The following is a 25,160-nucleotide window of genomic DNA, read 5'->3' as shown; positions in this document are numbered from 1 at the left end:
GCAAAGATATCAGCTACTAAAGTAGCAAATATCTAACGCCAATCTCTACGAAAATTGACTAGCCCCCTGATTAACTCGGTTAGGCCAGTAAAATCGGCTAGCCTAACCTCGTGTCGTAATGAAACTACGTGAGTTCCAAGAAATCATCCACTGGATAATTTCTTCTTGCGTCCGCACTTTTAAACGACATTCCCTTTTCAAAATCGATATTATTTTGAAAAGGGAATTAGTAAGGTAGCTAGGTAAGTCGCCATAGCGATTACCGTAGTTCATCAGTGATTTTTAATCGCTGATGAACTTGCTACGTTAGAAAGTATCAAAGATGCAAACTTTGATTTTAATTGGGTATAAGTTTACATCTCCTTTATTGGCTGATGGTTTGGCTTATCCTTCTTTTGATTTTCAAAGACTATCAAAAAAGCCAGGCTGAGCCTAGCTTTTATTCTTATCATTTATTTTTGACTTGTTTGGTAGCCACGTCTTCACCAAACCATTTCTTGGAAATCTTCTGGAATTGGCCAGCCTGATAGAGTTCCTTGAAGGCTTGGTTGATTTTTTTAACCAGGGTCTTATCAGACTTGCGAGCCCCGACGGCGAAGCTTTCTGCCTCATAACCAGCCGGCATAATGTTATACTGGTCTAATTTTCCTTCCTGCTCCAGGTAGTAATTGGCATAAACTCGGTCAATTAAGAGGCCATCAATCCGACCCGCCTGTAGGTCAATCAAAGCCTGGGTAAAGGTGGAATACTGAACCGCCTTCTTATCCTTGACCTTGTTTTTAAGGAGGTCAGGCTGACTTTCAAAGGCATCATAGCCGGAGGAACCTGCCTGTGCTCCCAAGGACTTGCCAGCCATCATGGCGATGCTAGAAATCCCCGAAGACTTCTTGGTCACAACAACCTGTTGGTTGACCATGTAGGGCTCAGTGAAGGCCAGCTCCTTCTTACGTTCATCGGTCACGGAATAGCCATTCCAAATCAGGTCGATAGTTCCGTTCTTAAGCTCGGTTTCCTTCATATCCCAGTCAATAGCCTGCCATTCAACCTTAATCCCATATTTCTTAAAGACAGCATTGGCCAAATCAACATCGAAACCAGTATATTTCCCGTCTTTTTCTTCGAAGCCCATGGGAACAAAGGTGGCATCAAAGCCAATCTTAATGGTCTTTTCCTTGCTATAAGTCTGCCACTGATCGGTCTCGGTTGCGAAATTGGACCGCGAACTACAGGAAGCAAGAACTAGAGCCGCAAATAAGAGCAAGACCCCAAGGGCAAGACTTTTGGATAATTTTCTCATGCTTTATCCCTTCATCTATTTAGGGTTAATGGTCACAATATGGTCGGCTATCTCTTGAGCAAAATCCATATCATGGGTGATAACAATCTGAGTAATCCCGAGATCACGGTTCTGGACAATCAATTTAGCCACTTCTTGGCGAAGGGCGGGGTCCAGAGCCGAGGTAGGCTCATCATAGCCAACGATTTTCGGGTCAATCATCATGGCTCTGGCAAAGGCCACCCGTTGCTTCTGACCTCCTGAAAGGGAGAAAGGGTAGGTCTTGCCCTGCTCTTCTAGGCCCAACTTACCCAGCAATTCCTGGGCCTTTTTGGAAGCCTCCTCCTTAGTCACGCTCATGGTCTTGATGGGAGACAGGGTCAGATTTTCCAGAACCGTCAAATGAGGAAAGAGTTGAAAATCTTGGAAGACGAAGCCCAGAATATTTTCGGACTCAAGGTGATTGAGGGGGACTTCCTGCCCCTGATAGATAACCTGACCAGAATCGATGGTCTCAAGGCCAGCTAACATCCGCAGGAGGGTGGTTTTACCACCACCAGAAGGGCCTACAATAGCCAGGATTTTTCCCTCTTCTACATGAAGGTTGAAATCCTTGAAAATTTGCTTGTGGCCAAACTGTTTGGAAATATTTTTTAGCTCTAATAACATTGGCCCCTCCTACTTATAAAAGTTAAATTTCTTTTCAATGCGTTTAGAAGCCAGCGTCACTACTCCCACTAAGAAGAGGTAGATGGCACCAGCTACAAACATTGGTGCCAGACTGGCATCGCGGTTGGAAGCTGTCCGACTTTCCAGCAAGAGGTCGCCGACACCCAAGACATAAACAAGAGATGAATCCTTGACCAGATTGATGACTTCATTGAAGACGCTGGGCAGAACGATTTTAACCACCTGAGGCAGAATGATATAACGGATGGTTTGAATTTGATTAAACTTGAGAACCTTGGCTGCCTCGTATTGCCCCTTGGGAATAGCGTCAATTCCCCCGCGGAAGATTTCTGCGAAATAGGCAGCATAGTTGAGAGTAAAGGCCAGAATGGCTGCCGGCAGACGGTCAAAGACGATGCCAACACTAGGCAGGACATAGTAGAAAAAGATTAACTGCAAGAGAAGCGGGGTCCCACGCATAATCCAAACATAGATGGTCAAGAGCCAGTTGAGGGGCTTGAATTTGATTTGCATCAAAAAAGCCAGAACAATCCCTAGGGGAATGGATAAGATGATGACAATGCAGAAAACCTCCAGAGTCACCAAGACCCCATTTAAAAGGGCTGGCAGGATTTCCAAAACATAGGACATAAAGCTTCCTCACTTCTTCAGTAATATCCTTTATTATATCAAATTGTCAGACAATTGGGAAGAGTCGTTTTTTATATTTATACAGTCTAAGATGGAAAATATTCAATTATCTTATCATTTGCCGCCATCAGCTGAATAATTGGATATCCCCTCTTGCAAGAAAAACTGACTCGAAATCAGATAAAAAAAGCCCGAAGTTTTGAGCTTTAGTTTATGCCTTCTTAACAAATTCTGACTTGAGTTTCATGGCACCAAAGCCATCAATTTTACAGTCAATGTTGTGGTCACCCTCAACCAGACGGATATTCTTGACCCGAGTCCCTTGCTTGAGGTCCTTAGGGGCACCCTTGACCTTGAGGTTCTTGACAATGGTAACACTGTCGCCGTCAGCTAGACGGGTACCGTTACTATCAAGGACCACCAATCCTTCTTCAGCTTCAGCAGCCTGATTAGGGTCCCATTCATAAGCACACTCTGGGCAAACCAAGAGGATACCATCCTCGTAAACATACTCTGAGTTACATTTTGGACAATTAGGTAATGACATAGATTTTCCTTTTCTAAATAAGATACCACGGAACAAAGCCAGCTTCTTGTTCATACAAGAGCTGGCTAACGGCAATCACTAGTCTGATTGCCTAGCTCCCTGACTAACTCCAATCAGCCAGTATTTTCGACTGGCTGATTTTCGTGTCGCTAAGCCGTTCAACAACTCAAAGGATTAAAAAGGTCTGGGAGACCTTTTTAACCCGAACCTAGAAACAAAAAAGTGAGGAGGGAAATCATTGATGGTGTTCACACCTAAATGATTTTATCTAAATTCACGGAGTTGTAGGCGCGTTCCATTAATTTCACTTACTAGCCTATTTTACCCTAATTCCAGCCAGGGGGCAAGCTCGTCGAGCGGTCGCAACAGATTGCTATAAGTGCGTCGCTATAAGGGCAACAAGAGCAATCAAAACTGTAATGATGACGACTTCGATAAAAGCCAGCAAAAGTCTCTTTCTAAAACCCTTGGCATCTAGCTTTTGGAGTCCCTTAGGGGACCCAGGTGATTTAGGGGAACGCCCTGAAAAAATCGGAGACTCGCTTTCCTGGTCCGTCGAAAAGGCTGATTCAAATTCATTATCTTCTGCCATCTCTTATCCTTTCATTTCTTGGAAAACACCCACAAACTAAGCTAGTTCGCGCCTAATCATCAAAATGGACTGATTTTTCATTCAAATGCCAGTTACCATCCTGGGTCTTTTTAAAATTGAGTTTTGCTTTATATTGCTTAGGTTCATTAGAGGGGTTCTCATAAGTGATAGAAAGATCTGGAGATGAGCCTGCACTTTCAATAAGACTGTTTTCTTGAGGATTACCAAATTTTCCCACAATTTCCTGGTAGCTCATACCTCCTTGACCGGTTTTGCTATCACCAACTTTTAAGTTGTTATAGTCGGCCTTGTTAAAGGGTTTAGCAGGCTTTTCAGATATTTTAAGACCGTCTATCTCCATATTATCAATAGATTTATAATCTAAATAATAGCTCCCATTTATCTTTTCAAAGCTGAGATAGACCCAATTGTAGGTCTTAGATTTTGTCGAGTAAGTAATTGTTGCTATGTTCTTATAGGCTGAAACATCTCCCTTGCCATATTTTTTAATGATTTCTTTTAAGGTCATCCCATTACTTTGGCCGTATTCACTCGAAAGGGTGAGGCTCTTAAATTCTTGATAGGTCCATTGATGAGCCTGCTCTCCTTCTGAGAGACTGTACTTGTATTGAACCAGGGAATCAAGACTATCGGTCTGGTAGGCAAAGGTCCCTACAGCCAGCAAAGTACAGAGGATTAGGCCGGCAACAAGAACAATTACCTTCCTGGATCCGCCACCGTTTTTACCGGGATTGTCTTTTGGAACTGGCATCTCGTTACCGTTTTCAAAAATCGGTGAACCTGTATCTCTTCCCTTGCTGAAGGCTGATTCGAATTCTTTTTCTTCTGTCATCATCTATCCTCTTTCTTCTTGAAAAATCCTTGAACAGGCTAGTCTCTGCTGTTTCTCATTGAAGGTCATTACTTAAAGTCGCCATCTTTTTGTTTGAGATAATACCGACCATCCTGACCCTGATCAAAAGTTAAGGAGACCGAGTAGTCCTTACTTCCATCTGATTTGTCGCGATAATAGCTGATTCGCAATTCTCTATTATGACCAATATAATCGGTAATTTGATTGCCCGAAGGGTAACCAATCCGGTCGACAACTTCCTGATAGATTATACCACCTTGACCAGAATAACTATCACCAACATGGAGCTTCTTGAAATCAGAGCGACTAATTCGCTTTTTAGGAGAATCTTCTAGACGGAAGGTCTTACCATCTTGGGCATTGGTGATAAATTTATAATCCAAAACGTAATGGCCCAACCCTTCCCTTCTAAAAGTGAGGGAAACGAATGTTTTCCCATCGTAGGACGAACCATAGCCAACACTCATATCTGCAGCTCGGAATCAGGACCTAGAAGTCCAAGTCCGTCCAGTTTCGTTGCCACTGGAGTCATGCTCATTAACAAGGGCCAGATTGACCTTAACCTTACCCTTGCCAAACTTTTCAATAACACTATCAATCGAATCCCCTCGTTTGACACTCTGGTAATCCTTATAAGTCAGACTGGGCGACTCCTGCCCAGAATAATTTTGGTACCGCAAATGAGTCAAAAAGGCCACCGAATTGGTTTTACAGAGCATAACAAAGATAAGTATCAGGCCAAGCCCCGAGACCAGACCAATTAAAATCTTTTTCCCTAGGCTCCAGCTAGGTTTCTTGGGACTTCTTTGAGGATTTTGATTGCTAATTCCATTATCTGGGCTTTGAAAAATCTGCTCTTCCATCTTGAGCTCCTTTTAATTGTTACCTGCCAAATTTAGTTTCGCGATTTCAAGTAGTAGTGACCATCCTTATGCTTTTGAAAGGTCAGTTCTTGGTCATAATAATGATTGCCCTCATTCCAGCGGTAGTCGACCGTCAAGTTTGTCTGTCTGCTACCAAGAACATCAATATGATTGGATTGAGGTAGGCCCAATTGCTTGAAGACACTCTGATAAGTATCCCCACCTTCACCGTTATCAAAATTGCCGACGTTTAGTTTATCATAGGCTGACTGGTCAGTAACCAATGCTTTTTCTTGCAGGCGGAGATTTTTTCCATCCTCAATATTATCTGCTTCCTTCCTACGCAGATAATACTTCCCCTTAATTTTCCAGAAGGTCAAGGTTACCTCGGGAGCTCGATTTGACCGGTAAAACTTAGGGCTGGAAGGACTATAGGTCATGGTCAGGTCATTGCTGATGTATCAATTTCATCCTTACCAAACCTCCGGCCAATCGTCTCAGCTGAATCTCCCACAGTCTTGTGCTCGTCGGTATTGAGCTTGAGACTTTCAAATTCCGGGTAGGTCCAGTGGTGGGGCTCCTGCCCCTTTTCCAACTGTAAGTGCTGTTTAGCGAAATAGGGGACACCTTTAACCGAATAAATGAAATAGCCTAGACATCCCAGAAGACAGAGAATCAGACCAATTGCAAGTAGAATCTGACCCAAAGTCACACCCGGCTTTGCCTGGATTCTCTCAGGCCAGCCCAAATAATCAGTCTCACTAGTCTCAAAAGCCCTATCAAGGTCCCTTTCTCTTGCCATGGCTCCTTATCCTTTTCTATCAGTTAGTAAACATACTGATTATAGCATTTTTTAAGCTTTGAAAAATTACAATTTGATTAAACGCCTGGCAAGAAAAATAAGGCTTAGCAACTAGCCAAACCTTATTCTGAGGTAAGAATTTTCGAGGTAGATTTTACAAGGCTTCTACCGCTGCCTCAATCTCTGCAATCAAATTTTGGTCTTCAAGGCCAGTCACTTGGGCAATGACCTCAGGGAGAGGTTTCTTAGTTAAGAGCTCTTGTAGTTCAAGGGATTGTTGTTCATTTGGATCCTTATACTCAAAGACATAGGCCACTGTTTTGAGCAGGTTATCATAGGCTAGGCCACGTTCCTTGAGCTCACGAATTGGACGAATGAAGCGTTCGTCAAAGCCCAGTTTGCGGATTGGTGTGCGGGCTACCCGAGTCACATCATCGACGATATAAGGATTTTCAAAACGAGAGATAATGACCTTATGGTAATCCAGTAGGTCAGCTTCCTTGAATCCCCATTTGGCAATCAAAAGGCTGCGAATTTCTGCAAGAACAGCCTCAACATTTGCCTTAACAGTAGGATTTTTCAGAGCTTCTAAGATGGTTTGGGCGCCATAGTGAGCTCCTGTATAGGCAGAGGTGGCGTGGCCAGAGTTAACTGAGAAGAGCTTTCGTTCGATGAAAGGTGTCAATTCTTCCTCGTAGTGCACACCAGTCAACTTGAGAGATTTGTTTTTCATTCGACCAGTTTCAACTACCCATTCCTTGAAAGGTTCAACGACAACAAAGAGAGGGTCTTCGTGACTTTGGGCTGGTACAATTCGGTCAACTGCTGCATTTGGAAAGCCAACATACTGTTGGGCATAGTCCAAACTTGCTGAAGAAAGATGCTTCTTGACTTCTTCCCAAAGGAACTGTGAACCACCAATCATATTTTCACAGGCCAAGACATCAATGGCTTCTTCTTTGCCAGCGGCCTGGCGGGCTTCAATCCCCTGAGCAATCAATTCTGCAATAAATGGCAAAATATTAGGACCGATTGCAGTTGTGATAATATCAGCCTGGGTAATAGCTGCGACTACTGCTTCTGGGTCTTGACCATTGTTAATTCCGGAAACACCAGAAACTGCAATATGGCGTTGCCCATCTTCAGCAATCTCAATTTCATAGCTGCCTCGTTCATTGAGGGCATCAATAATCTTTTCATTAACATCCACAAAGGTGATGTCAAAATCATTTTCAAAGAGAATTTCTCCGATGAAACCACGCCCAATATTTCCGGCACCAAAATGTACTGCTTTACTCATTTTTCTAAACCTCTTTTCCTTATCATTATTCCACGCTATTTAAAAGACGGATAACATCATCTTGCGTTTGGGCATCTGCCAATTTGACAACATTATCAACATCAGCACAAAAGATAGAAATCTTTTGAATCAATTCCAAGTGTTCGTCACCCAAGCCGGCAATGCCAAAAAGAACAGTAGCGATTTGCGGTTCCGCTTCCGTGCCAAAATTAACTCCCTTAGGGACTTGGACAACTGTCACGCCCGTCTTGAGCACTTCTTTTTTGGCATCATCTGTTCCATGAGGAATTGCAATAAAATTCCCCATATAGACTGATAGCTCTTGGTCCCGTCGGACCATGGCATCTACATAGTCTGGACTGACATAGCCACCGTCTACCAGAAGCTGACCACAGTAACGGATGGCTTCTTCTTTATTAGCAAATTGCTGATTGAGTTTAATCAAACTTTTTTCAAATTCCATACTTAAGTCTCCAAATCTTTTATTGTTTCTGAAAAAATCTTATTGAGTAGTTGATAGATAATCTCTTGATTACCTGTTTTGTAAATTTCTGTATAAAGATGATTTTCGATAATCGATTGACCGATTGCTGACATCAGCTCCTTAACAACTGGCCGACTATCATCCTTGGTTAGCATAACTAAAATCCGACTGACCTTCTCTTTCTCATGATTCATGGACAGAGCCTCAATCTCATGTTCTAATTGGTAGACCATGAATTGGCTGTTTTGAACTGTATGAGATTTGGTATGTAAGAGCACCAGTCCGGTCTCTGGAATAGCGAAGGGACTGATGGCAAAGCGCTTGAGCAACTTCTTAGTCAGATAGTCTTGGTCCGAGATATAAGGTAAGTCGCCAATAATCTCTCCCACTGTTTCTTCGAAGGAAAAATTATTTCTAATCTCTCTTAGCTGAAACCGTTCTAGGAGAGCCTGGCTGGCTTCCAAATAAAGCTGCAGATCTGTCTGGCCGACAATCTCAATATTACGGTCCCTCTGTTGATTGCGTTCAATTTGAACGGCCTGAAGGCGGTCCTGCAAGCGGAGAATTTCACTCGTATTGGGGTAAATTGAAATCAGTTCAACATCCTTATAGTCATTAGGGCTGGTCGCTAAAACATAGTCATAAGTTTCCAAATAAGAGTCATCAAATTCTTCTAAACGCTTGACCTGAACCGATTGGACAAAGGGAGCAATTGACTTAATCTTGCTGATGAGAAGTTCGACTGCTAAGGGCCGCTGGTTGGTTAAGAGCAGGACCTGAATGGGATAAATATCAGGACTTCGCCTAATGCTGGAAGCAAAGTGCAAGGTAATTAATTCGTACTCCGCCTCATTTTGCAAATAGGCTGGGAATAAGTCCTTAACGACCAAGCGAATAATCCGATGAAGAAAATCATTCTGATAGGCCACTAAATGAGCCGTTGATGTTTGAGTCTGGTCGGGAAAAAGATAGGGGATAGCCAAACTCAAACGCAGATGATGAAAGAGAAAATGAAAGAGAGTCTTGTCATTGACAAAGTTAATCTTTGTCAATGAGGAAACCTTATCAATTAAATTGGTCACATTGTAAAAGTACTGGCTATCAAAATTTTCTACATAGAGAGGATTTTCTTGACGCTTAATATACAGTTGGTCGAAGCAACCAGCCCAGTAGACAATATCATTGATGCCATAGGCCTGGGCTGTCAGCTTAGAGTAACTGGCATAGAGCTTCTGCGCCAGTTCCAATGACTGTTTGCTGACGTGGGTCACCATCTGGGGCTGCCCAAACCTTTTTGAAGAGGCCAAAAGAATGGTAAAGAACTGCAAGAGTTTAGGATCCATATCCGGCAGGAAAGCTCCCTGCTCTCGAAAGGCCTTCTTGGACATTTTCAATTGCTGCTGCCAGTCAGTTGACAGGATTTCGAACTTACCTTGTTTAAAATCAGCAGAAGAAATCATATTAGTCAGAAGAACTGACAAAAGATAACGATGCTCTGCAGTTGTCAGCTGGAGCTGGTAACCTTGTTTTCTCTCTATGCCAATATCAAAGTCAGCCAAGCGTTCCTCAATATCAGTAATATCCTGAATAATGGTAACATTGCTGACCATCAGCGTCTCTTGAAAATAGGCATTAGTCAGGGGCCCGTCTGCCATAAGGAGGGCCAGACAAATCAAATTAAGGCGCTCACTACGGCTGTAGTCCTCCTGACCGTAAAAGGAACTTAACTGGGACAAGTCACCTGCTAGGACGAACTTCTTCTGTTCCTTGCGTAGACTGATTCCAACCTCCGATAGACTCTTGTTTAAGTCGGAAATCGTTCGATAGGCTGTACGTTGAGAAACTCCTAGAATCTTTTGAATATCATCAATCGAAAGCTTTCCCACATCGAGGAAAGCCTTAATCAATTTTTCTTCACGTTTGGTAAAAATCATAAACTTATTGTACTACTTTTAACCACCAAACAAAAAACTTTATTGTAGGGATGAGCAGGCCATTTTTGACCATCATAATTTTTTAAGTCAGTCCTGCTGCTTACTTGTGCATCCGAGCTACCATCTTATCATATTCCGCTGTCGTTACTAGACTTTCGACAACTAAAAATTGAGCATCTGGAGCGTAGGTTTGCGCTTCTGATTGATTAGCGATTGTTGTTACGACCAAGATATTCTTAGCATTAAAGCTACCGAGTTTTTCATTAGCAGCCTTAGAAACAGGAATACCGATATTCTTGTTCTTAAAGATGCCTTCCAGGGTTACTTGCCCCATGGTTGCTGAACCTTCAGCCTTACCATGCGCAAAGACAACTTCATCAATATAATTCAAATCGAGGTCGCTTGTAACTGTTGTTGCTACCTCTGTTTGAGATGCTGCCCCTGCAGAATTTGCGGTCGTTTGACCAGACAAAAGCCCAACAATTTCGTCATATTTAGGCGTCGCTAAGAAATTATCAACGCTCACATGAACACTACTTGGCGTCTTTTCAGCAGCACGGGCTGTCAATTCTTCTTGAGTGACAATCAAGGTATGATCCTTGTCTGTCAGATTAGAAATGGCAAGATTGCTGACTGGAATATCCAATCCAGATTTTTTGACCTTATCACGTAGAATGGAAGCTCCCATTGCTGAACTGCCCATACCGGCATCACAGGCGAAGATGATTTGTTGAATATTATCGGCTGTAATATCTTTTGAGTTAGCCAGTGGTTGACTAGCTTGTCCTTTAGACTCTGCCTTAGCTGCTTGAGTAGCTGCTTGGGCTGCTGCCAAGTCATCATCATCAGATTTATCTGCCTTCAAAATAATAGAACCCACTAAGAAGGAGACGGCTGCTGCAGCAAAGACACCCGCTAGAACAACCAAGTGAGGCCCCCAACCCTTAGGTGCCATACCCATGATGGCAATGATGGAACCTGGTGAAGCAGGCGCTGTCAAACCGGCATTGAGAGTTTGGAAAGTAAAGGTACCAGTTAAACCGCCAGCGATAACAGCCAAGAACATTGCTGGTTTCATCATAACGTATGGGAAGTAAATTTCATGGATACCACCGAAGAAGTGGATAATCATTGCCCCCCATGAAGATGATTTGGCTGAACCCTTACCAAAGAAAGCATAGGCAAGAAGAACACCAAGACCTGGACCTGGATTTGCTTCCAAAAGGAAGAGTACTGATTTACCGGCTTGTTGGACCTGTTCAGTACCAAGAGGGGTAAAGATACCATGGTTAAGGGCATTGTTGAGGAAGAGAATTTTAGCAGGTTCAATAATCAGATTGGCAAGTGGAAGCAAGTGCACCTTGACAATAGCCTCTACACCAACACCAACCCATTCTGTCAATTGAGCAACCACTGGCCCAATGACAAAGAAGGAAATAACCATCAGGCCAAATCCAATCAGACCTAATGAGAAGTTATTAACCAGCATTTCAAAACCAGTTTTGATTTTTGGCTGAACCTTTTCATCAAATTTCTTCAAAATCCAGGCGGATAAAGGGCCCATAATCATGGCACCGATAAACATGGTAACAGTTGAACCAGCTATGGCACCAAATGAAGCAATGGCACCAATAACACCGCCACGTTGTTTGTGGACATTATAACCACCTGTATAGCCAATTAAAAGTGGTAACACATATTTAAGCATTGGGCCAACAACATTGGTATTCAAACCGCTGTTTGGCAGATACCCTGTATCAATGAAGAGGGAGGCCGCTACCCCCCAAGCAATAAAGGCCCCAATGTTAGGCATTACCATATTAGAAAGGGCAGTCCCTAATTTCTGAATTCTGACCTTCAATGAATTTCCATTATCCATTAAAACATTCCTCCTTTTTTCTATAAGTCTATTATAGAATTTTTATTTTTGCCAGAACACTCAAACTTTGGCAAAAAAACTTTGCCAAAAAATAAAGGTTTGGCAAAACTTTTATAAGCAAAATAAAATGACTTCCAACTAGATTTTCTTGAGCAAAAAATCTCGAAAATTTCATAGACTTGAGAGCCTGGCTTATTAAGTCACAATTTCACCCAACAAGTGTAAGTCCGTTAACTTAGCAAACAAAAATCCTTTTATAGTCATTATTACTCATTAACCAGAATGTGTTTTAATTCCCCTTTGAAACCCAAGTGAAATTAAGGACCAATTGGCCGACTTTATCACACTATCCTTTCAACGACATGAAAAAGACTTGTCATTATCAGACAAGTCTTTTGAATTAGTAAGAGGGATAGAAAGTCCGCTCTAGCGGCTTTCGTCAGTTAGCAAGTGCTTTAGCACTTAGTAAAACTGCTTAATTGAACACGGGCTAAAAGCCTAGTGAAAAAGATGAAGGCCCTAGAAAATCAGGATTCTCTGTCCCTTCCCTATTTTCATACAGCTTTTTAACGCCCTTTGCATCTTATTATTCCACTGTTACGGCTTTGGCTAGGTTACGTGGTTTATCGACATCCAACCCTCGTTGCAGGGAAGCAAAGTAGGCAATCAATTGGGTTGGGATAACCATTGAGATTGGAGCCAAGTAAGGATGAACCTTATTCACGACGACATCATCTGTATCATTAGCCAAGTCTTCTTCAACAATAGTCAAGACGCTGGCACCACGAGCTGCGACTTCTTGGATATTACCACGAGTGTGGGCAGCGACTTTGGGACTCGCAGAAATGAGAGCCAGAACAGGTACTCCTTCTTCAATCAAAGAAATGGTGCCGTGCTTCAATTCACCAGCAGCGAAGCCCTCACATTGGATGTAAGAGATTTCCTTGAGCTTGAGGGAAGCTTCCATGGCCACATAGTAGTCGGTACCACGACCGATGTAGAAGGCATTGCGACTAGTTGGCAAGAGCTTTTCAACCTTCTTAGCAATGCTATCTTTTTCAGATAAGGTTGACTCAATGGATTGGGCTACGATAGAGAGTTCATGAACCAAATCAAAATCGATAGCCTCTTGTTTACCATTGGCTTCACCAACTGCCTTAGCTAAGAAAGCCAAAGCTGCGATTTGAGCTGTGTAGGCCTTGGTTGAAGCAACAGCGATTTCTGGCCCGGCATGAAGAAGCATGGTATAGGTTGCTTCACGAGACAGGGTAGAGCCTGGCACATTGGTCACAGTCAGACTTGGGATGGCCATAGCATTGGCCTTAACCAATACCTGACGGCTATCAGCCGTTTCCCCTGATTGACTGAGAAGGACGAACATTGGTTTTTTGCTCAAAAGCGGCATATTGTAGCCCCATTCAGAAGCAACACCCAATTCAACCGGTGTATCTGTCAATTGCTCGAACATTGACTTAGCTGCAAATCCGGCATTGTAGGAAGTTCCAGCTGCCAAGATATAAATACGGTCAGCTTCTTGGACAGATTTAACAACGGCTGGGTCAACCGTCATATTGCCCTTGCTATCAGCATAAGTATTGATGAGTTTACGCATAACGGTTGGTTGTTCATCAATTTCCTTGAGCATATAGAAAGGATAGGTGCCCTTACCAATGTCAGAAAGGTCCAGTTCGGCAGTGTAACTACCGCGGTCTTGAACTTTGCCATCGTAGTCTTGCACTTCTACACTATTGGCCTTAACGATAACCAATTCCTTATCATGGATTTCCATAAATTGATTGGTTTCACGAATCATAGCCATGGCATCGGAGCAGACCATATTGTAACCATGTCCCAAACCAATTAAAAGTGGTGACTTATTCTTAGCTACGTAGATAGTTTCACTATCATCAGCATCCATAAGGGCGAAGGCATAAGAACCTTCAATAATTGAGAGGGCCTTCTTGAAAGCAGCGAGAACATCGAGGCCATCTTCTTCAACGAATTTACCAATCAAGTGAGCAGCAATTTCAGTATCGGTTTGACCCTTAAAATCGTGGTCAGCCAGATAAGTATTCTTAATTTCTAAGTAGTTTTCAATCACACCGTTATGCACCAAGGTGAAACGTCCTGTTTGTGATTGATGGGGGTGAGCGTTAACCTCGCTAGCAGGGCCATGGGTTGCCCAACGGGTATGGCCAACACCAGCAGTTCCCTTTATATCTCCAACCTTGGCAGTCAATTCAGCAATCCGGCCAACAGCCTTAATTAGATGACTGGTTTGACCATCGGTCACATAAACACCGGCTGAATCATACCCCCGGTATTCCAATTTTTCCAAACCTTGAATTAAAATATCAGTTGCCTCTGAATTTCCGACAACACCGACAATTCCACACATAGTTTTCAATCAGTAGCTTAAGTGAGCTACTTCTCCTTTTTTCTATTTCGTTTTAAATTGGTCTAGTCTATTTTCTTAGACCAAGGACGATAGGTACAGTATATTTAAATGTTTTCACTTTGTCAAGAGAAAAATTGGTATAGTTCAATTCGTCAAAATTAGCCTACTCCTTATTGTACTCTGACTTTTTTTGCCTTTTCTTGGAAAAACTATTCCACCCTCTCAAACATTTGCAGACACAAAAAAAGAGCAGCTCCTTGACTACTCGACAGTTACGAAACCAAATTTATTTAAAGGCCATAATCTGAAGGAAACGACCCCTTTGATTTGCTTTTTAGAGATGAAACCGAATTTGCGACTATCATTTTTATTTTGCCGGTTATCATTCAGGATGAGATAGGAGCCCTTAGGAACTTTTACGACCTTATCACTCTTAGCAATGGTTTGCGTTGTAAAATCATCAGTAAAATATTGACCAGGTTGAGCTTTTTTCATAAAGGCCCTATGCTCTTTTTTTAAATAAGGTTCACTCTTAATCCTGTCATTAATATAGAGAACGTCATCCATGGAGGTTGCCTTTTGCCCAGACTCAGCCACAACACGACCAATATACTCCTTGCTTCCAACTTTATAAACAACGAAATCTCTATCAAGAGGCTGGCGCTTTGTGGCTACTGTAACATAGTCTCCCTTGTGCAGATAAGCATTAGCAGAGTCTGAAGTTATTTTCACTGTGGAAAATAAGAAAATCCGCAAGAGTACAATTGCCAACACAACTACTAAGAGAATTATGATATTTCTAATGAGATCACGCTTAACCATAGAAGCTCCTTCCGATACCCAGTATTATAACATTTCTTGGACAAATAGAAAAGCTCAGTGACTTAACAAAGCCCAATCATAAGCAACCGTTCTATAACAAAGAACTATTAAATCACAGAAAATATTTTAGCCGTAGCGGTGCCTACAAAAAAGCTACCACTTCTGCGGTAGCTTTTTTAGGTTTATTGGCCAGCTTATTTAACTGTACGAACACGCATAGTGTTGGTACCACCTGAACCAACAGGAACACCAGCAACAATAACGATATCATCACCAGCTTCAACAAGGCCAGACTTAACAGCTTCGCGTTCTGCCAATTCAAACATGTCATCAGTAGATGCAGGTTTATCCGTTACAACTGGAATGACACCCCAGTTGAGCATGAGTGATTTTTGCGTAATTTCATTAAAGGTAACAGCCAAGATATCAGCTTCTGGGCGATACTTAGAAATCAAACGAGCTGTATTTCCAGATTCTGTAATAGTAACAACCAACTTGATGTTCATTGAGTTGGTTGCATCCTTAACAGCTGAAGCAACAACATCAGTCTTAGTTGAGCGTTCAAACTTAGATGAATCCAAACGGCCGTATTCACTCAGAAGGGTTTGAGCATTCTTGTCAATTGTTGCCATAGTGCGAACAGATTCACGTGGGTATTTACCATTAGCTGATTCACCTGACAACATTGTTGCATCGGTACCATCAATAACAGCATTGAAGACATCAGATACTTCTGAACGAGTAGCACGTGGCTTATCAGTCATTGTTTCCAACATATTTGTTGCTGTAACAACGATTTTGCCTGCTGCATTAACTTTAGTGATAATCATCTTTTGGTAAACTGGAACCATTTCAAATGGAACTTCAATACCCATATCACCACGGGCAATCATGATACCATCAGCAGCATCAATGATTTCGTCAATATTTTCGATACCTTGTTGGTTTTCAATTTTAGCCAAAAGTTTAACATGTCCGTTACCAGTTTCTTCACAGATAGCACGAACTTCATTAACATCTTTAGCTGTACGGACAAAGGAAATAGCGATGAAGTTAAGACCTTGTTCAAGACCAAAACGAATATCAGAATTATCGCGTTCTGCCAAGGCAGGGAAAGGAATCTTGGTGTTTGGAATGTTAACACCTTTTTGCTTAGCAATGATGCCGTCGTTTTCAACTTCTACTTCAAATTCACGACTTGAAGCATCTTTTCCTACGACACGCAAACCAAGTTTACCATCATCGACAAGGATTTGCTTACCAACTTCAACATCGTCAAAGATGTCCAGTCCACCAGCAACATTCAAGGCGATTACTTCTTTTGTTGATTGGATACCTTGTTTCGTTGCGACACGAAGTTTATCACCAGTTTTGTATGAATATTCTTTAGCGTCATCCGCAAATAATTCGGTACGGATTTCAGGTCCCTTAGTGTCAAGTAGGAAACCAACCTTTTGACCAGCAAGTTCTTCTGCCTTACGAACAACTTCCATACGTTCACCTTGCTCTGCGTGATCACCATGTGAAAAGTTGAAACGGAATACATTAGCGCCTTCACTGATTAAGTTGGCGATATTTTGTGCTGATGCTTCATGATCAAGGCTTTCACCCCAATAACCATCATCACCAAATTTTTTACCACCGCGGATTTCTACCGCAGGACCGAGTGTTGCAACGATTTTTACGCGTTTATTCATGATAAGTATGAACTCCCTCTATTTTACATCCCTTATTGGGATAGGATTAACTAAATTTAATAAGTGTTTCTTAGTAGGTCAAATCACGAGCTAGGTCAGCAAAGTCAAGACGAGTCTTATGAGGGTTGTTAACGATGATATCTCCGTTATCAGCTAAGCTGAACAGGGCACCTTCTTCGGCAGTACCGAGAATAGGGCTTTCGACCAATTCCTCATTGTGGACACCAATAGCCAATCCGCCACGACCTTCCTTGAGAAGCTCAACCGCATGAGCTCCCATCCAAGAAGCTAAGACACGATCTCTGGCAGTTGGAGCACCGCCACGAACCACGTGACCAAGATTGGTCGCACGCAGGTCACTAATGTCGCCTGCCTCTTTCATCTTGACAGTGAATTTTTGAGCGCTCATAACTCCTTCAGCCAAAACAATTATATGGCGTTTTTTTCCTTTTTCGTAACCAGCTTTAACTTTAGCAACAACTTCCTTGATGTCAAAGTCTTCTTCTGGTACGATAATTTGATCGGCACCAGCTGCGATACCTGCCCAAAGAGCGATATCTCCAGCATTACGTCCCATCACCTCAACGACAAAGGTACGACCATGACTATAGGCTGTATCACGAAGTCTATCTAAGTTTTCGGTAGCTGTCGCAACGGCAGTGTCAAATCCGATAGTATAGTCTGTACCAACGATATCATTGTCAATTGTGCCTGGAAGACCAACAGCTGGAAAGCCGTGTTCTGTCAGGCGCATTGCACCGTGGTAGGAACCATCACCACCAATAACGACAACACCTTCAATACCATGCTTCTTAAGCTGCTCAATACCTTTCAATTGCCCCTCAAGTGTGGCAAATTCAGGATAACGAGCCGACTGAAGGAAGGTTCCGCCGCGGTTGATAGTGTTGGTCACACCTTGGGCATCAAATTGGAAGATATCCCCTTCAACCATACCAGCGTAGCCACGGTTAATCCCGAAGACTTCCATGCCTTCAGCAATTGCTTTACGAACAACAGCACGAATGGCAGCGTTCATTCCAGGGGCGTCTCCACCACTGGTTAAAACAGCAATACGTTTCATTCTACCTGATACTCCTTTTTTATTTTTAACCCTTTAATTATAGCACAATCGTTTTTAAAATGCTCTTTTTTCGGAATTTTTTTAGTGATAAATCGTTTTCATAACATAGGGTGTCAGCTCTTTTTGAAGCTGATCAGATTTTGCTACAAATAATTGTTTGCTCTGCAAAGTTTGGTTGCCTTCTTGGTAGTGTAAGATAACAGGAATTTGCCCTGGGTAGGCTTGAAGAACCTTAGCGATTTCCCTATCATGAGCATGATTTGAAATTTGAATCCAAAATTTCTCTCTTGTCACGGCTTCAATTGTCTGTAAGACCAATTGCAAGCGTCCGTCCCTTTCTTGAACCTTGCCTGTCATATAAAAGATCTGACCTTCTTTTAGCAATTCCCGCCACTTTTGATAACTTTCTGGAAAGACTGTTACACCCAGCTTTTGCTTGGTGTCTGTTAGGGTTACAAAAGCCATCTGCTCCCCTTTAGATTTAGTGCGAATCACCCGAACTATTTCAATTTGTCCCAAGACTCTTGCCTGCTGATTGACAATCAATTCATCAAAAGGAGTATAGGCTCCTTCAACTTCCTTAGCGAGACTAACTAGGGGATGGGGACTGATGCCAACACCCAGCCACTGCATTTCTAAATCATACTTCTGACTCGGAGAATAATCTTCTGACTCCAGCCAATTATAAGATGATTCAGCAAAGAGGCTGCCTAATTCATTGACAAAGGTGAAAAGAGGTTCTAAATTCTCTTCTAGCTTACGGCGATTGGACTCAAACTGATCAAATAGACCAATCTGAATCAGGGGCCTGATGTAGTCGGCTTTTTGATAATTCTCCGGCAGACGTGTTAGAAAGTCTTCAATTGAGGAAAAAGGCCTTTCTTCAATAATCCAGTAGGCTAGGTCTCTCGGGAAGCCCTTGAGATTCTTCATGCCCATGTATATTGTGCCAGCAGAAATCTTATCCCCATAGGGAACACTATTGATGGATAAGCTCCCGACTTTAAAATCGGTCTGCAGGGCATCACTGATATAGTCAGAGCTGGAATAATTGAGCATGACATCATAAAAAATAGAAGGGTAATGCGCCTTGAAATAGGCCAATTGAAAGGCTAGAGCTGAATAAGCAAAGGCATGGCTACGGTTAAAACCATAGCCAGCGAATTTGGCCATACGCTCAAAAAGTTCCTTGGCTGTGGCCGGATTTCGACCCAAGTCCTTGGCACCCTGCAGAAAGTCGGCTTCCATTTTCTGCATTTCCGCCTGATTTTTCTTAGACATGGCTCGGCGCAAAAGGTCGGCCTTACCCAGCGTGAAACCAGCGAAAACTTGGGCAATCTGCATGACTTGCTCCTGATAGAGCATAATACCGTAGGTTCCTTCCAAAATTGGGGCAACTAAGGGGTCAATCAAGTCAACAGCTTCCTTACCATACTTTCGCTTAATAAAGTTCTCAGTATAGTCGCTGGCACCTGGCCGATTAAGGCTGGTTGTAGCAACAATCTCTTCAAACCGTGCTGGCTTGATTCGCTTCAAAAGGTTGATGGCCCCAGCCTGTTCAAATTGGAAGATACCCTTGGTTCTACCAGTCGCAAAGAGGGCCAGAGTTTCAGGGTCTTCAAGGTCAATACTCCTGATATCCAAATTGATTCCTTTTTCTTCTGCCAATTTTTCATCCATCCGTTGAACGAAGGTCAGATTACGAAGCCCCAGAAAATCCATCTTCAAGAGACCATTAGCCTCAACGGCACCAGCATCATACTGAGTAATCATCATATCCTCGCCAGACTTAAGCGGGATATGATTGGTCAGGTCGTCATCACTCATGACAATCCCAGCCGCATGGATTGAGGTCTGACGCGGTTGCCCTTCAATCTTCTTAGCGATGGCAAAGGCCTTCTGATACTCCAGTTTACTATTAATAATCTGACGGAAGGATAAATTCTTTTCATAGGCAGAAGCTAAGTCATCCCGAAAACCAATCTTGCGGGTGATATTGGTTAATTCATATTCAGCTGCTCCAAAACGTTTGAAAACGTCCCGAATGGCTTGCTTGGCACCAAAGGTTGAATAGGTCACAATCTGAGCAGAATGTCGGCTGCCATAACGATCTCTGACATAATGAAGAAATTCTGTCCGGTAGACATCTGGTAGGTCAATATCAATATCTGGCATAGAGTAACGTTCTTCATTGAGGAAGCGTTCAAAGAGTAGATTATTTTTAACGGGGTCAATGCCGGTAATATCAAGGGCAAAAGCAACCAAGCTACCCGCGGCTGACCCCCGCCCCATTCCCATATAATAGTGGCGAGAACGTCCAAAATGCAGGAGATCCCAGACAATCAAAAAGTAATCGTCAAAGCCCATCTTATGGATAATACCGAGTTCCTTATCCAACCGCTCTTGGTAGGTTCTATTCAAGAGCTCCTTGTCTTTTAGCCCAGCTTCTGCCCGTTCTCGCAACTCAAGTACAGGCTCTTTATCCCGATTAAAACGTGGTAGCTTTAGTCGGTGATCAAATTGATAAGCAACTGGCCTCAAGAGCTCTTCTAAATTTTCTAGGCTTTCTGGAAAGGTCTGCTCAAAGGCCTCTTCCATCTCCTGACGCGACCGCAGGAATTGACCAGCTTGGGGTGGTCTGACATCTTTTAAGGGTAAATTATCCCTGATAGCGTGTAAAACCTGCAGGGTCTTACGATCCTCTTCCTGATAATAGCGAACAGTCTGCAGAGGCAAAATGGGTTTGGAATAGGCTTGTTTTGGACTATCCAAAAACACTCCAATATAGTAGTCAAAAGGAAGTTCTAGGGAATCAATCTCATCAAAATAAGGAACTAAAACAGCCAGCCCCGATAGATAGTTGGGCAAATCCTTTAGTCCCAAACCCTCGCTCATTTTTAAGGTCGAAAGTTTTAACAAGTTCTGGTAGCCACGGGTATCTAGAGCCAGCAATTGTAAGGTTAAGGGACTCTCATCATCAAGTCTAAAAGATAGTTCCAGACCAATCACCGCTTGCAACCCTTCTTTTTTTGCTTCTACTACAAAATGATAGGCCCCATAAAGATTGTCTTGGTCCATAATGCCAAGATGGCTGTAACCCAATTCCTTGGCCCTTTTTACGTAAGATTTGAGATTAACCAAGCTATCCATAAAGCTATAGACTGTCTTAGTATCTATGGGTGCAAACATCTCATATCCTTTCTTTCTTGTTTGTTAGTTAATTATTATTATACTATGAAAGCAAAGAATTTTCTCCTTCAAGCCCTAGATTTAGCTTATTATACTCTTAGATTACAAGGAATAGAACTTGATATTTAAATAATTTTACTGTATTATTTATTTATGACAATTATAAATTGGGAGGAGACTATATGGCTTGGACCTTTGATGAAAAATCACCAATCTATTTGCAAATTGCAAAAAACATTAAAATCAAAATCGTTAGCCAAGAAATGAAGCAAGGAGAACAATTGCCAACTGTTCGAGACTACGCTCAGGAAGCCGGTGTCAATCCAAACACCATGCAGAGAGCCTTTACCGAACTAGAGCGTGAAGGAATCGTATTCTCTCGTCGAACTGCTGGCCGCTTTGTTACCGAAGACGAAGAGCTTATTAAGGAAAAGCGAGTTGAACTTGCCGAAGATGAAATTGCTGGCTTTGCTTCAAATATGGCAAATATCGGATTTTCTAATCAAGAAATCTTAGAAGAAACCAAGAAATATCTGATGAATCAGTCAGAAAAGTAGCCGAATCAAGAAAGAGAGACAAACATGGAGAAATTACTACAAGTACACCACGTCTCAAAAGCTTATGGCCAACATCAAGCATTGGATGACGTAAGCTTGACTATTTCTAGTGGTAAAATTATTGGATTACTAGGACCAAACGGGAGCGGAAAAACTACCCTGATTAAGCTCATCAACGGTTTACTCAAGCAGACAAGCGGTGACATCGTTGTTGATGGCTTCCACCCTTCTGCAGACTCCAAAAAGATAATCTCATATCTGCCAGATACTAGCTATCTAAACGAAAACTTTTCGGTCAAACAAGCCTTGAATATGTTCAAAGATTTTTATGAAGATTTTGATTATCAAAAGGCTGAGCATCTACTCGAAGACCTCGGTATTGACTCTAAAGAGAAGATTAAAAATTTATCCAAAGGTAACAAGGAAAAAGTTCAACTTATCCTGGTCATGAGTCGAAAGGCCAAACTTTATATTCTAGACGAGCCTATCGGTGGAGTTGACCCAGCCGCAAGGGATTATATTCTGCGTACCATTATCAACAACTATTCAGAAGATGCTTCGGTTATCATTTCTACCCATCTGATTGCAGATGTTGAACAAATTCTTGATGATGTGATTTTTCTAAAAGAGGGCAAAGTTATCCTTGAGGGTAACAGTGATGATATCCGCTTTGAACACGGAAAATCCATTGATTCACTCTTTAGAGAAATATTCCAGAACTAGGAGGTCTCCGTATGTTTAGTAAATTAGTTAAGTATGAATTTAAGGCAGTCGGACACTGGTATTTAGCCATGAATGGTTTAATTCTATTGGCCAGCTTAGTTTTGGGTTTCTATGCTTCCTATCTAAGTCGTCACTACGACCTACTTAACAATGGTGGTTTACTGGTCGTAACCTTTGTCTTACTCGTCTTTGCCTTTATCAGCTTAATTATCGGCCAATTAATTGCCACTCTGATTTTAATCATCCGCCGCTTCTATAGTCATCTTTTCGGTCGTGAGGGTTATCTGAGTCTAACACTACCAGTTAAAGAAAGTCAGTTGATTTCTTCAAAACTTTCGGCAGCTTTAGCTTTAACAATCGGTAATTATTTAGTCATTGCCTTAGCTATGGGATTAATCTATCTCTTTATTAATCAGCAAGAAGTTTCTGAATTCTATAGTAGAATTTATGCTTCTTTACCTAAGGCAACAGTCACTGCCATTCACAACAGTGTCCCACTATGGTTATTAGGGTCAATTGTCGGACGGGTCGCAAATATTCTCTTAATTTATGCTGCTATTTCTGTTGGTCAACTTTTCCGTAATCATCGGGTTTTAATGGCTTTCATTAGCTACTTTGTTATTGAGGGGATTTTCACCTTTGTCAATAGTTTCCTTCAAATAGCAACTGGTAATGAAAATATTATTGTGGATTATAACACACGGGTAATAGTCGGAATCCTTGTTGATGCTGTTCTCGCCTTCATCTGGTATCAGGTCACCCACTATATCATAAAATACAAAGTCGATATTCAATAACTGATTATAGAAAAAGCCTTGAAATCAAGGCTTTTTTCTTGTTGTTTATTTTGCTTGACCTAATCCAGACTGCTCCTTATCGGTCAATTTGCCATTAGTAAAGTTTAGAATCATCTGCCCCTCCTTTTGGCCCTTGGCTAATTTAAGATTACTGGACCAAACAGCTTGGATCTCAGTTTTATCAGACGATGCTGCTTCTGAAAGGCTATCTGGTGCCCCGTACTTGGCAACCATGCTTGAATAAGCATAGCCATTCTTCAAATTCTTATAGTCTTTCGCAGAAAAATTAGCATCCCTCTGATAGGTGTAGCCCTTAATGGAACGAACTAAGGTACTATCTTTGAAGAGTTTGACTTCAACTGTGATATTACCAACGTTCCAAGTATAAACATCCAAGGTGATATTCCCGGACGAAGGCTTTTCTTGTTTGTGACTCTTTGGTTGACCAAAATATTGTTTTAATTGGGCTAGGTTAGTACCACCAGCAAAGTCATTATCGGACTTTCCAACCTTAACCTTATCGAAGTTCTTACGGACACCATCATGATTGTCAGAACTCTGTAGAGTCGTGGAACTCAGACTAAAGGATGAGGTCTTACTCTGATTATTTTTCTTACAAGATACTAAAACGATAGCAGCAAGTAAAGCCACTAGGGTCACTAATACTTTTTTCATAATAACATCCTTCTCTCTATCTAAAACTAAGATATTCTCTCAATGGAGCCGGTGGGAGTCGAACCCACGTCCAAACACCTGCTAACTCATTCGTCTACAACCATAGGTTATGTATTGCTTTAACAAGACCTTGACACATAACTCAAGCCTAAATCTTGCGAGTCAGTAGATCTCTTTTAGGCTGACCTGACTGCAGCCTAACGTAGCTTGCTGTTTTTTAAGACTAATAAGCAAACACAAGCCATTCGCTATTAGTCACACAGGCTGGTGTTTAGGCAGCTACTGCGTAAGAATTTGTATTTTTTGCAGTTATATTTAACTGGCATTTTTACATCTGCCGATGGGTTGCAAAACAAGCCTCATAATGCCTGTCGAATCCGTAACGACCCCTAAATATTACTTGGCCCATTATAACAAATCCACCTAAAAATAGCAAAAATAAGGGAATTAAGGTATAATTTTAGCATGTACGAATTTACAAAAAAAGCTATTCAATGGCTGGGCTGGATTGTCCTTATTGCCTCTGCTATTTTTGCAATCTGGCTCTTCAGAGATGGCACTCTAAGTGACTTTGATCGCTTCAAAAACTGGGTCATCCAGTATAAGATACTATCGCCCTTCATTTTCATTCTGATTCAGATTATCCAAGTAGTCTTTCCCATCATCCCTGGTGGCGTGACGACGATTGTTGGTTTCGCCGTCTTTGGCTTCTGGCCAGGACTTATCTACAATTCTGTCGGTATTATTATCGGTAGTATCATTCTCTTTGCTCTGGTTCAAAAATATGGTCGCAGGTTTATCCTGCTCTTCGTTAAGGAGGAAACCTTCCGCAAGTATGAAGCCAAGCTAGAGAGCCCTGGTTATCAGTATTTCTTTATCTTCTGTATGGTTTCACCAGTATCCCCAGCTGACCTGGTGGTCATGGTAACTGGTCTGACCAATATGCCCATAAAGAAGTTCAGTCTGATTATGCTTTGGACCAAGCCTCTCTCTGTCATCGGTTACAATCTGATTTGGGTACTGGGTGGTAAATGGCTCCTGCAAATTTTCTAAGCATTAATGGAAGAACCTCATGTAGATTCTTTTTTATATACTGAAAATTACCATTGGATAAATCATCATACAATAAAAGACCGCTAGTTTAACTAACGGTCTTTTCTTTTCCACTCTGAGGGAATCGAACCCCCATCTCAAGAACCGGAATCTTACGTGATATCCATTACACTAAGAGTGGCAACGACTATTATTATACCATGTTAACTGAGATATTGCTATAGGAAAATCCAAGATTTTCAGGCAAGGCGGAAATTCCAAAGGCCCGTTTGAAAAGCCATTTCTGGGCCTCACTTG

23 protein-coding genes, 1 tRNA gene, 1 other RNA gene and 1 pseudogene are annotated in these 25,160 nt (G+C 42.0%); 4 read left to right on the top strand and 22 right to left on the bottom strand.

The features are described from left to right. Nucleotides 1-448: 448 nt before the first annotated feature. From BS63_RS0102740 to BS63_RS0102650, 19 genes are all read right to left on the bottom strand, one after another. Nucleotides 449-1,297, bottom strand: a complete 849-nt coding sequence (locus tag BS63_RS0102740; protein WP_002962857.1) for an amino acid ABC transporter substrate-binding protein — start codon at nucleotides 1,295-1,297, stop codon at nucleotides 449-451. Nucleotides 1,298-1,312: 15 nt separating this feature from the next. Further along, on the bottom strand, nucleotides 1,313-1,945 hold the full coding sequence (locus BS63_RS0102735) for an amino acid ABC transporter ATP-binding protein (RefSeq protein WP_019779867.1): 633 nt from the start codon (nucleotides 1,943-1,945) through the stop codon (nucleotides 1,313-1,315). 9 nt (nucleotides 1,946-1,954) lie between these two features. Further along, entirely contained in the window at nucleotides 1,955-2,596 is a 642-nt protein-coding gene (locus BS63_RS0102730) for an amino acid ABC transporter permease (protein WP_002962861.1), read from the bottom strand. Nucleotides 2,597-2,807: 211 nt separating this feature from the next. Then, nucleotides 2,808-3,143: a zinc ribbon domain-containing protein YjdM gene (locus tag BS63_RS0102725; RefSeq protein ID WP_002962863.1), complete on the bottom strand. Its 336-nt coding sequence runs from the start codon at nucleotides 3,141-3,143 to the stop codon at nucleotides 2,808-2,810. Nucleotides 3,144-3,516: 373 nt separating this feature from the next. After that, nucleotides 3,517-3,735, bottom strand: a complete 219-nt coding sequence (locus BS63_RS0102720) for a hypothetical protein (protein WP_002963169.1) — start codon at nucleotides 3,733-3,735, stop codon at nucleotides 3,517-3,519. Between the two features lie 52 nt (nucleotides 3,736-3,787). Then, nucleotides 3,788-4,591, bottom strand: a complete 804-nt coding sequence (locus BS63_RS0102715) for a hypothetical protein (RefSeq protein WP_019772455.1) — start codon at nucleotides 4,589-4,591, stop codon at nucleotides 3,788-3,790. A gap of 65 nt (nucleotides 4,592-4,656) precedes the next feature. Beyond that, nucleotides 4,657-5,007, bottom strand: a complete 351-nt coding sequence (locus BS63_RS0102710) for a hypothetical protein (protein WP_002963171.1) — start codon at nucleotides 5,005-5,007, stop codon at nucleotides 4,657-4,659. A gap of 84 nt (nucleotides 5,008-5,091) precedes the next feature. Beyond that, nucleotides 5,092-5,472 (bottom strand): hypothetical protein, encoded by a 381-nt coding sequence (locus tag BS63_RS1000000112235; RefSeq protein WP_002963172.1) that lies wholly within the window; start codon nucleotides 5,470-5,472, stop codon nucleotides 5,092-5,094. Nucleotides 5,473-5,504: 32 nt separating this feature from the next. Then, entirely contained in the window at nucleotides 5,505-5,912 is a 408-nt protein-coding gene (locus BS63_RS0102700; RefSeq protein ID WP_002963173.1) for a hypothetical protein, read from the bottom strand. 2 nt (nucleotides 5,913-5,914) lie between these two features. Beyond that, nucleotides 5,915-6,274: a hypothetical protein gene (locus BS63_RS0102695; protein WP_002963175.1), complete on the bottom strand. Its 360-nt coding sequence runs from the start codon at nucleotides 6,272-6,274 to the stop codon at nucleotides 5,915-5,917. A 154-nt stretch (nucleotides 6,275-6,428) separates the two neighbouring features. Continuing rightward, nucleotides 6,429-7,574, bottom strand: a complete 1,146-nt coding sequence (locus BS63_RS0102690) for a mannitol-1-phosphate 5-dehydrogenase (protein ID WP_002963177.1) — start codon at nucleotides 7,572-7,574, stop codon at nucleotides 6,429-6,431. Between the two features lie 25 nt (nucleotides 7,575-7,599). Continuing rightward, nucleotides 7,600-8,037, bottom strand: coding sequence for a PTS mannitol transporter subunit IIA (locus BS63_RS0102685; RefSeq protein WP_002963179.1), 438 nt, complete (start codon nucleotides 8,035-8,037; stop codon nucleotides 7,600-7,602). A gap of 2 nt (nucleotides 8,038-8,039) precedes the next feature. Beyond that, the gene (locus BS63_RS0102680) at nucleotides 8,040-9,992 is read right to left on the bottom strand and encodes a BglG family transcription antiterminator (RefSeq protein WP_002963181.1); all 1,953 of its coding nucleotides are present in this window, start codon (nucleotides 9,990-9,992) and stop codon (nucleotides 8,040-8,042) included. A gap of 100 nt (nucleotides 9,993-10,092) precedes the next feature. Further along, complete coding sequence (locus BS63_RS0102675; RefSeq protein ID WP_002963183.1) at nucleotides 10,093-11,871, bottom strand: PTS mannitol transporter subunit IIBC; 1,779 nt, start codon at nucleotides 11,869-11,871, stop codon at nucleotides 10,093-10,095. A gap of 586 nt (nucleotides 11,872-12,457) precedes the next feature. Continuing rightward, complete coding sequence (gene glmS / locus BS63_RS0102670) at nucleotides 12,458-14,269, bottom strand: glutamine--fructose-6-phosphate transaminase (isomerizing) (RefSeq protein WP_019768828.1); 1,812 nt, start codon at nucleotides 14,267-14,269, stop codon at nucleotides 12,458-12,460. A gap of 261 nt (nucleotides 14,270-14,530) precedes the next feature. Next, nucleotides 14,531-15,091 (bottom strand): signal peptidase I, encoded by a 561-nt coding sequence (gene lepB, locus BS63_RS0102665; protein WP_002960642.1) that lies wholly within the window; start codon nucleotides 15,089-15,091, stop codon nucleotides 14,531-14,533. Nucleotides 15,092-15,285: 194 nt separating this feature from the next. Next, complete coding sequence (pyk, locus tag BS63_RS0102660) at nucleotides 15,286-16,788, bottom strand: pyruvate kinase (RefSeq protein WP_002960644.1); 1,503 nt, start codon at nucleotides 16,786-16,788, stop codon at nucleotides 15,286-15,288. A gap of 70 nt (nucleotides 16,789-16,858) precedes the next feature. Then, entirely contained in the window at nucleotides 16,859-17,869 is a 1,011-nt protein-coding gene (gene pfkA, locus BS63_RS0102655) for a 6-phosphofructokinase (RefSeq protein WP_002960646.1), read from the bottom strand. A gap of 81 nt (nucleotides 17,870-17,950) precedes the next feature. Beyond that, nucleotides 17,951-21,058: a DNA polymerase III subunit alpha gene (locus tag BS63_RS0102650; protein ID WP_002960648.1), complete on the bottom strand. Its 3,108-nt coding sequence runs from the start codon at nucleotides 21,056-21,058 to the stop codon at nucleotides 17,951-17,953. Between the two features lie 182 nt (nucleotides 21,059-21,240). Between BS63_RS0102650 and BS63_RS0102645 the strand changes: the two genes are divergently transcribed. The 3 genes and pseudogenes from BS63_RS0102645 to BS63_RS1000000112475 all read left to right on the top strand — a co-directional run. Further along, entirely contained in the window at nucleotides 21,241-21,615 is a 375-nt protein-coding gene (locus tag BS63_RS0102645; protein WP_002960650.1) for a GntR family transcriptional regulator, read from the top strand. A gap of 24 nt (nucleotides 21,616-21,639) precedes the next feature. Further along, a complete protein-coding gene (locus BS63_RS0102640) occupies nucleotides 21,640-22,338 on the top strand; it encodes an ABC transporter ATP-binding protein (protein WP_002960652.1) in 699 nt (232 codons plus the stop codon). Nucleotides 22,339-22,556: 218 nt separating this feature from the next. After that, a pseudogene (locus tag BS63_RS1000000112475) lies at nucleotides 22,557-22,962 on the top strand (hypothetical protein); the annotation flags it as partial. 218 nt (nucleotides 22,963-23,180) lie between these two features. Here the strand turns inward: BS63_RS1000000112475 and BS63_RS0102630 are convergent. Both BS63_RS0102630 and ssrA read right to left on the bottom strand, forming a co-directional pair. Next, entirely contained in the window at nucleotides 23,181-23,810 is a 630-nt protein-coding gene (locus tag BS63_RS0102630; protein WP_028798416.1) for a DUF3862 domain-containing protein, read from the bottom strand. 40 nt (nucleotides 23,811-23,850) lie between these two features. Further along, nucleotides 23,851-24,200, bottom strand: a transfer-messenger RNA (tmRNA) gene (gene ssrA, locus BS63_RS1000000111670). A 75-nt stretch (nucleotides 24,201-24,275) separates the two neighbouring features. Here ssrA and BS63_RS0102625 point away from each other — a divergent pair. Then, nucleotides 24,276-24,863 (top strand): VTT domain-containing protein, encoded by a 588-nt coding sequence (locus tag BS63_RS0102625; protein ID WP_002960659.1) that lies wholly within the window; start codon nucleotides 24,276-24,278, stop codon nucleotides 24,861-24,863. Between the two features lie 109 nt (nucleotides 24,864-24,972). Here BS63_RS0102625 and BS63_RS0102620 read toward each other — a convergent pair. Beyond that, nucleotides 24,973-25,044 (bottom strand) — tRNA-Arg (locus tag BS63_RS0102620). Nucleotides 25,045-25,160 lie beyond the last annotated feature (116 nt).

This window comes from Streptococcus sobrinus DSM 20742 = ATCC 33478, from assembly GCF_000686605.1.
GTDB lineage: Bacteria > Bacillota > Bacilli > Lactobacillales > Streptococcaceae > Streptococcus > Streptococcus sobrinus.
Note: the sequence above shows the minus strand (reverse complement) of the source record. Positions and strands in the feature narration are given on the sequence as shown.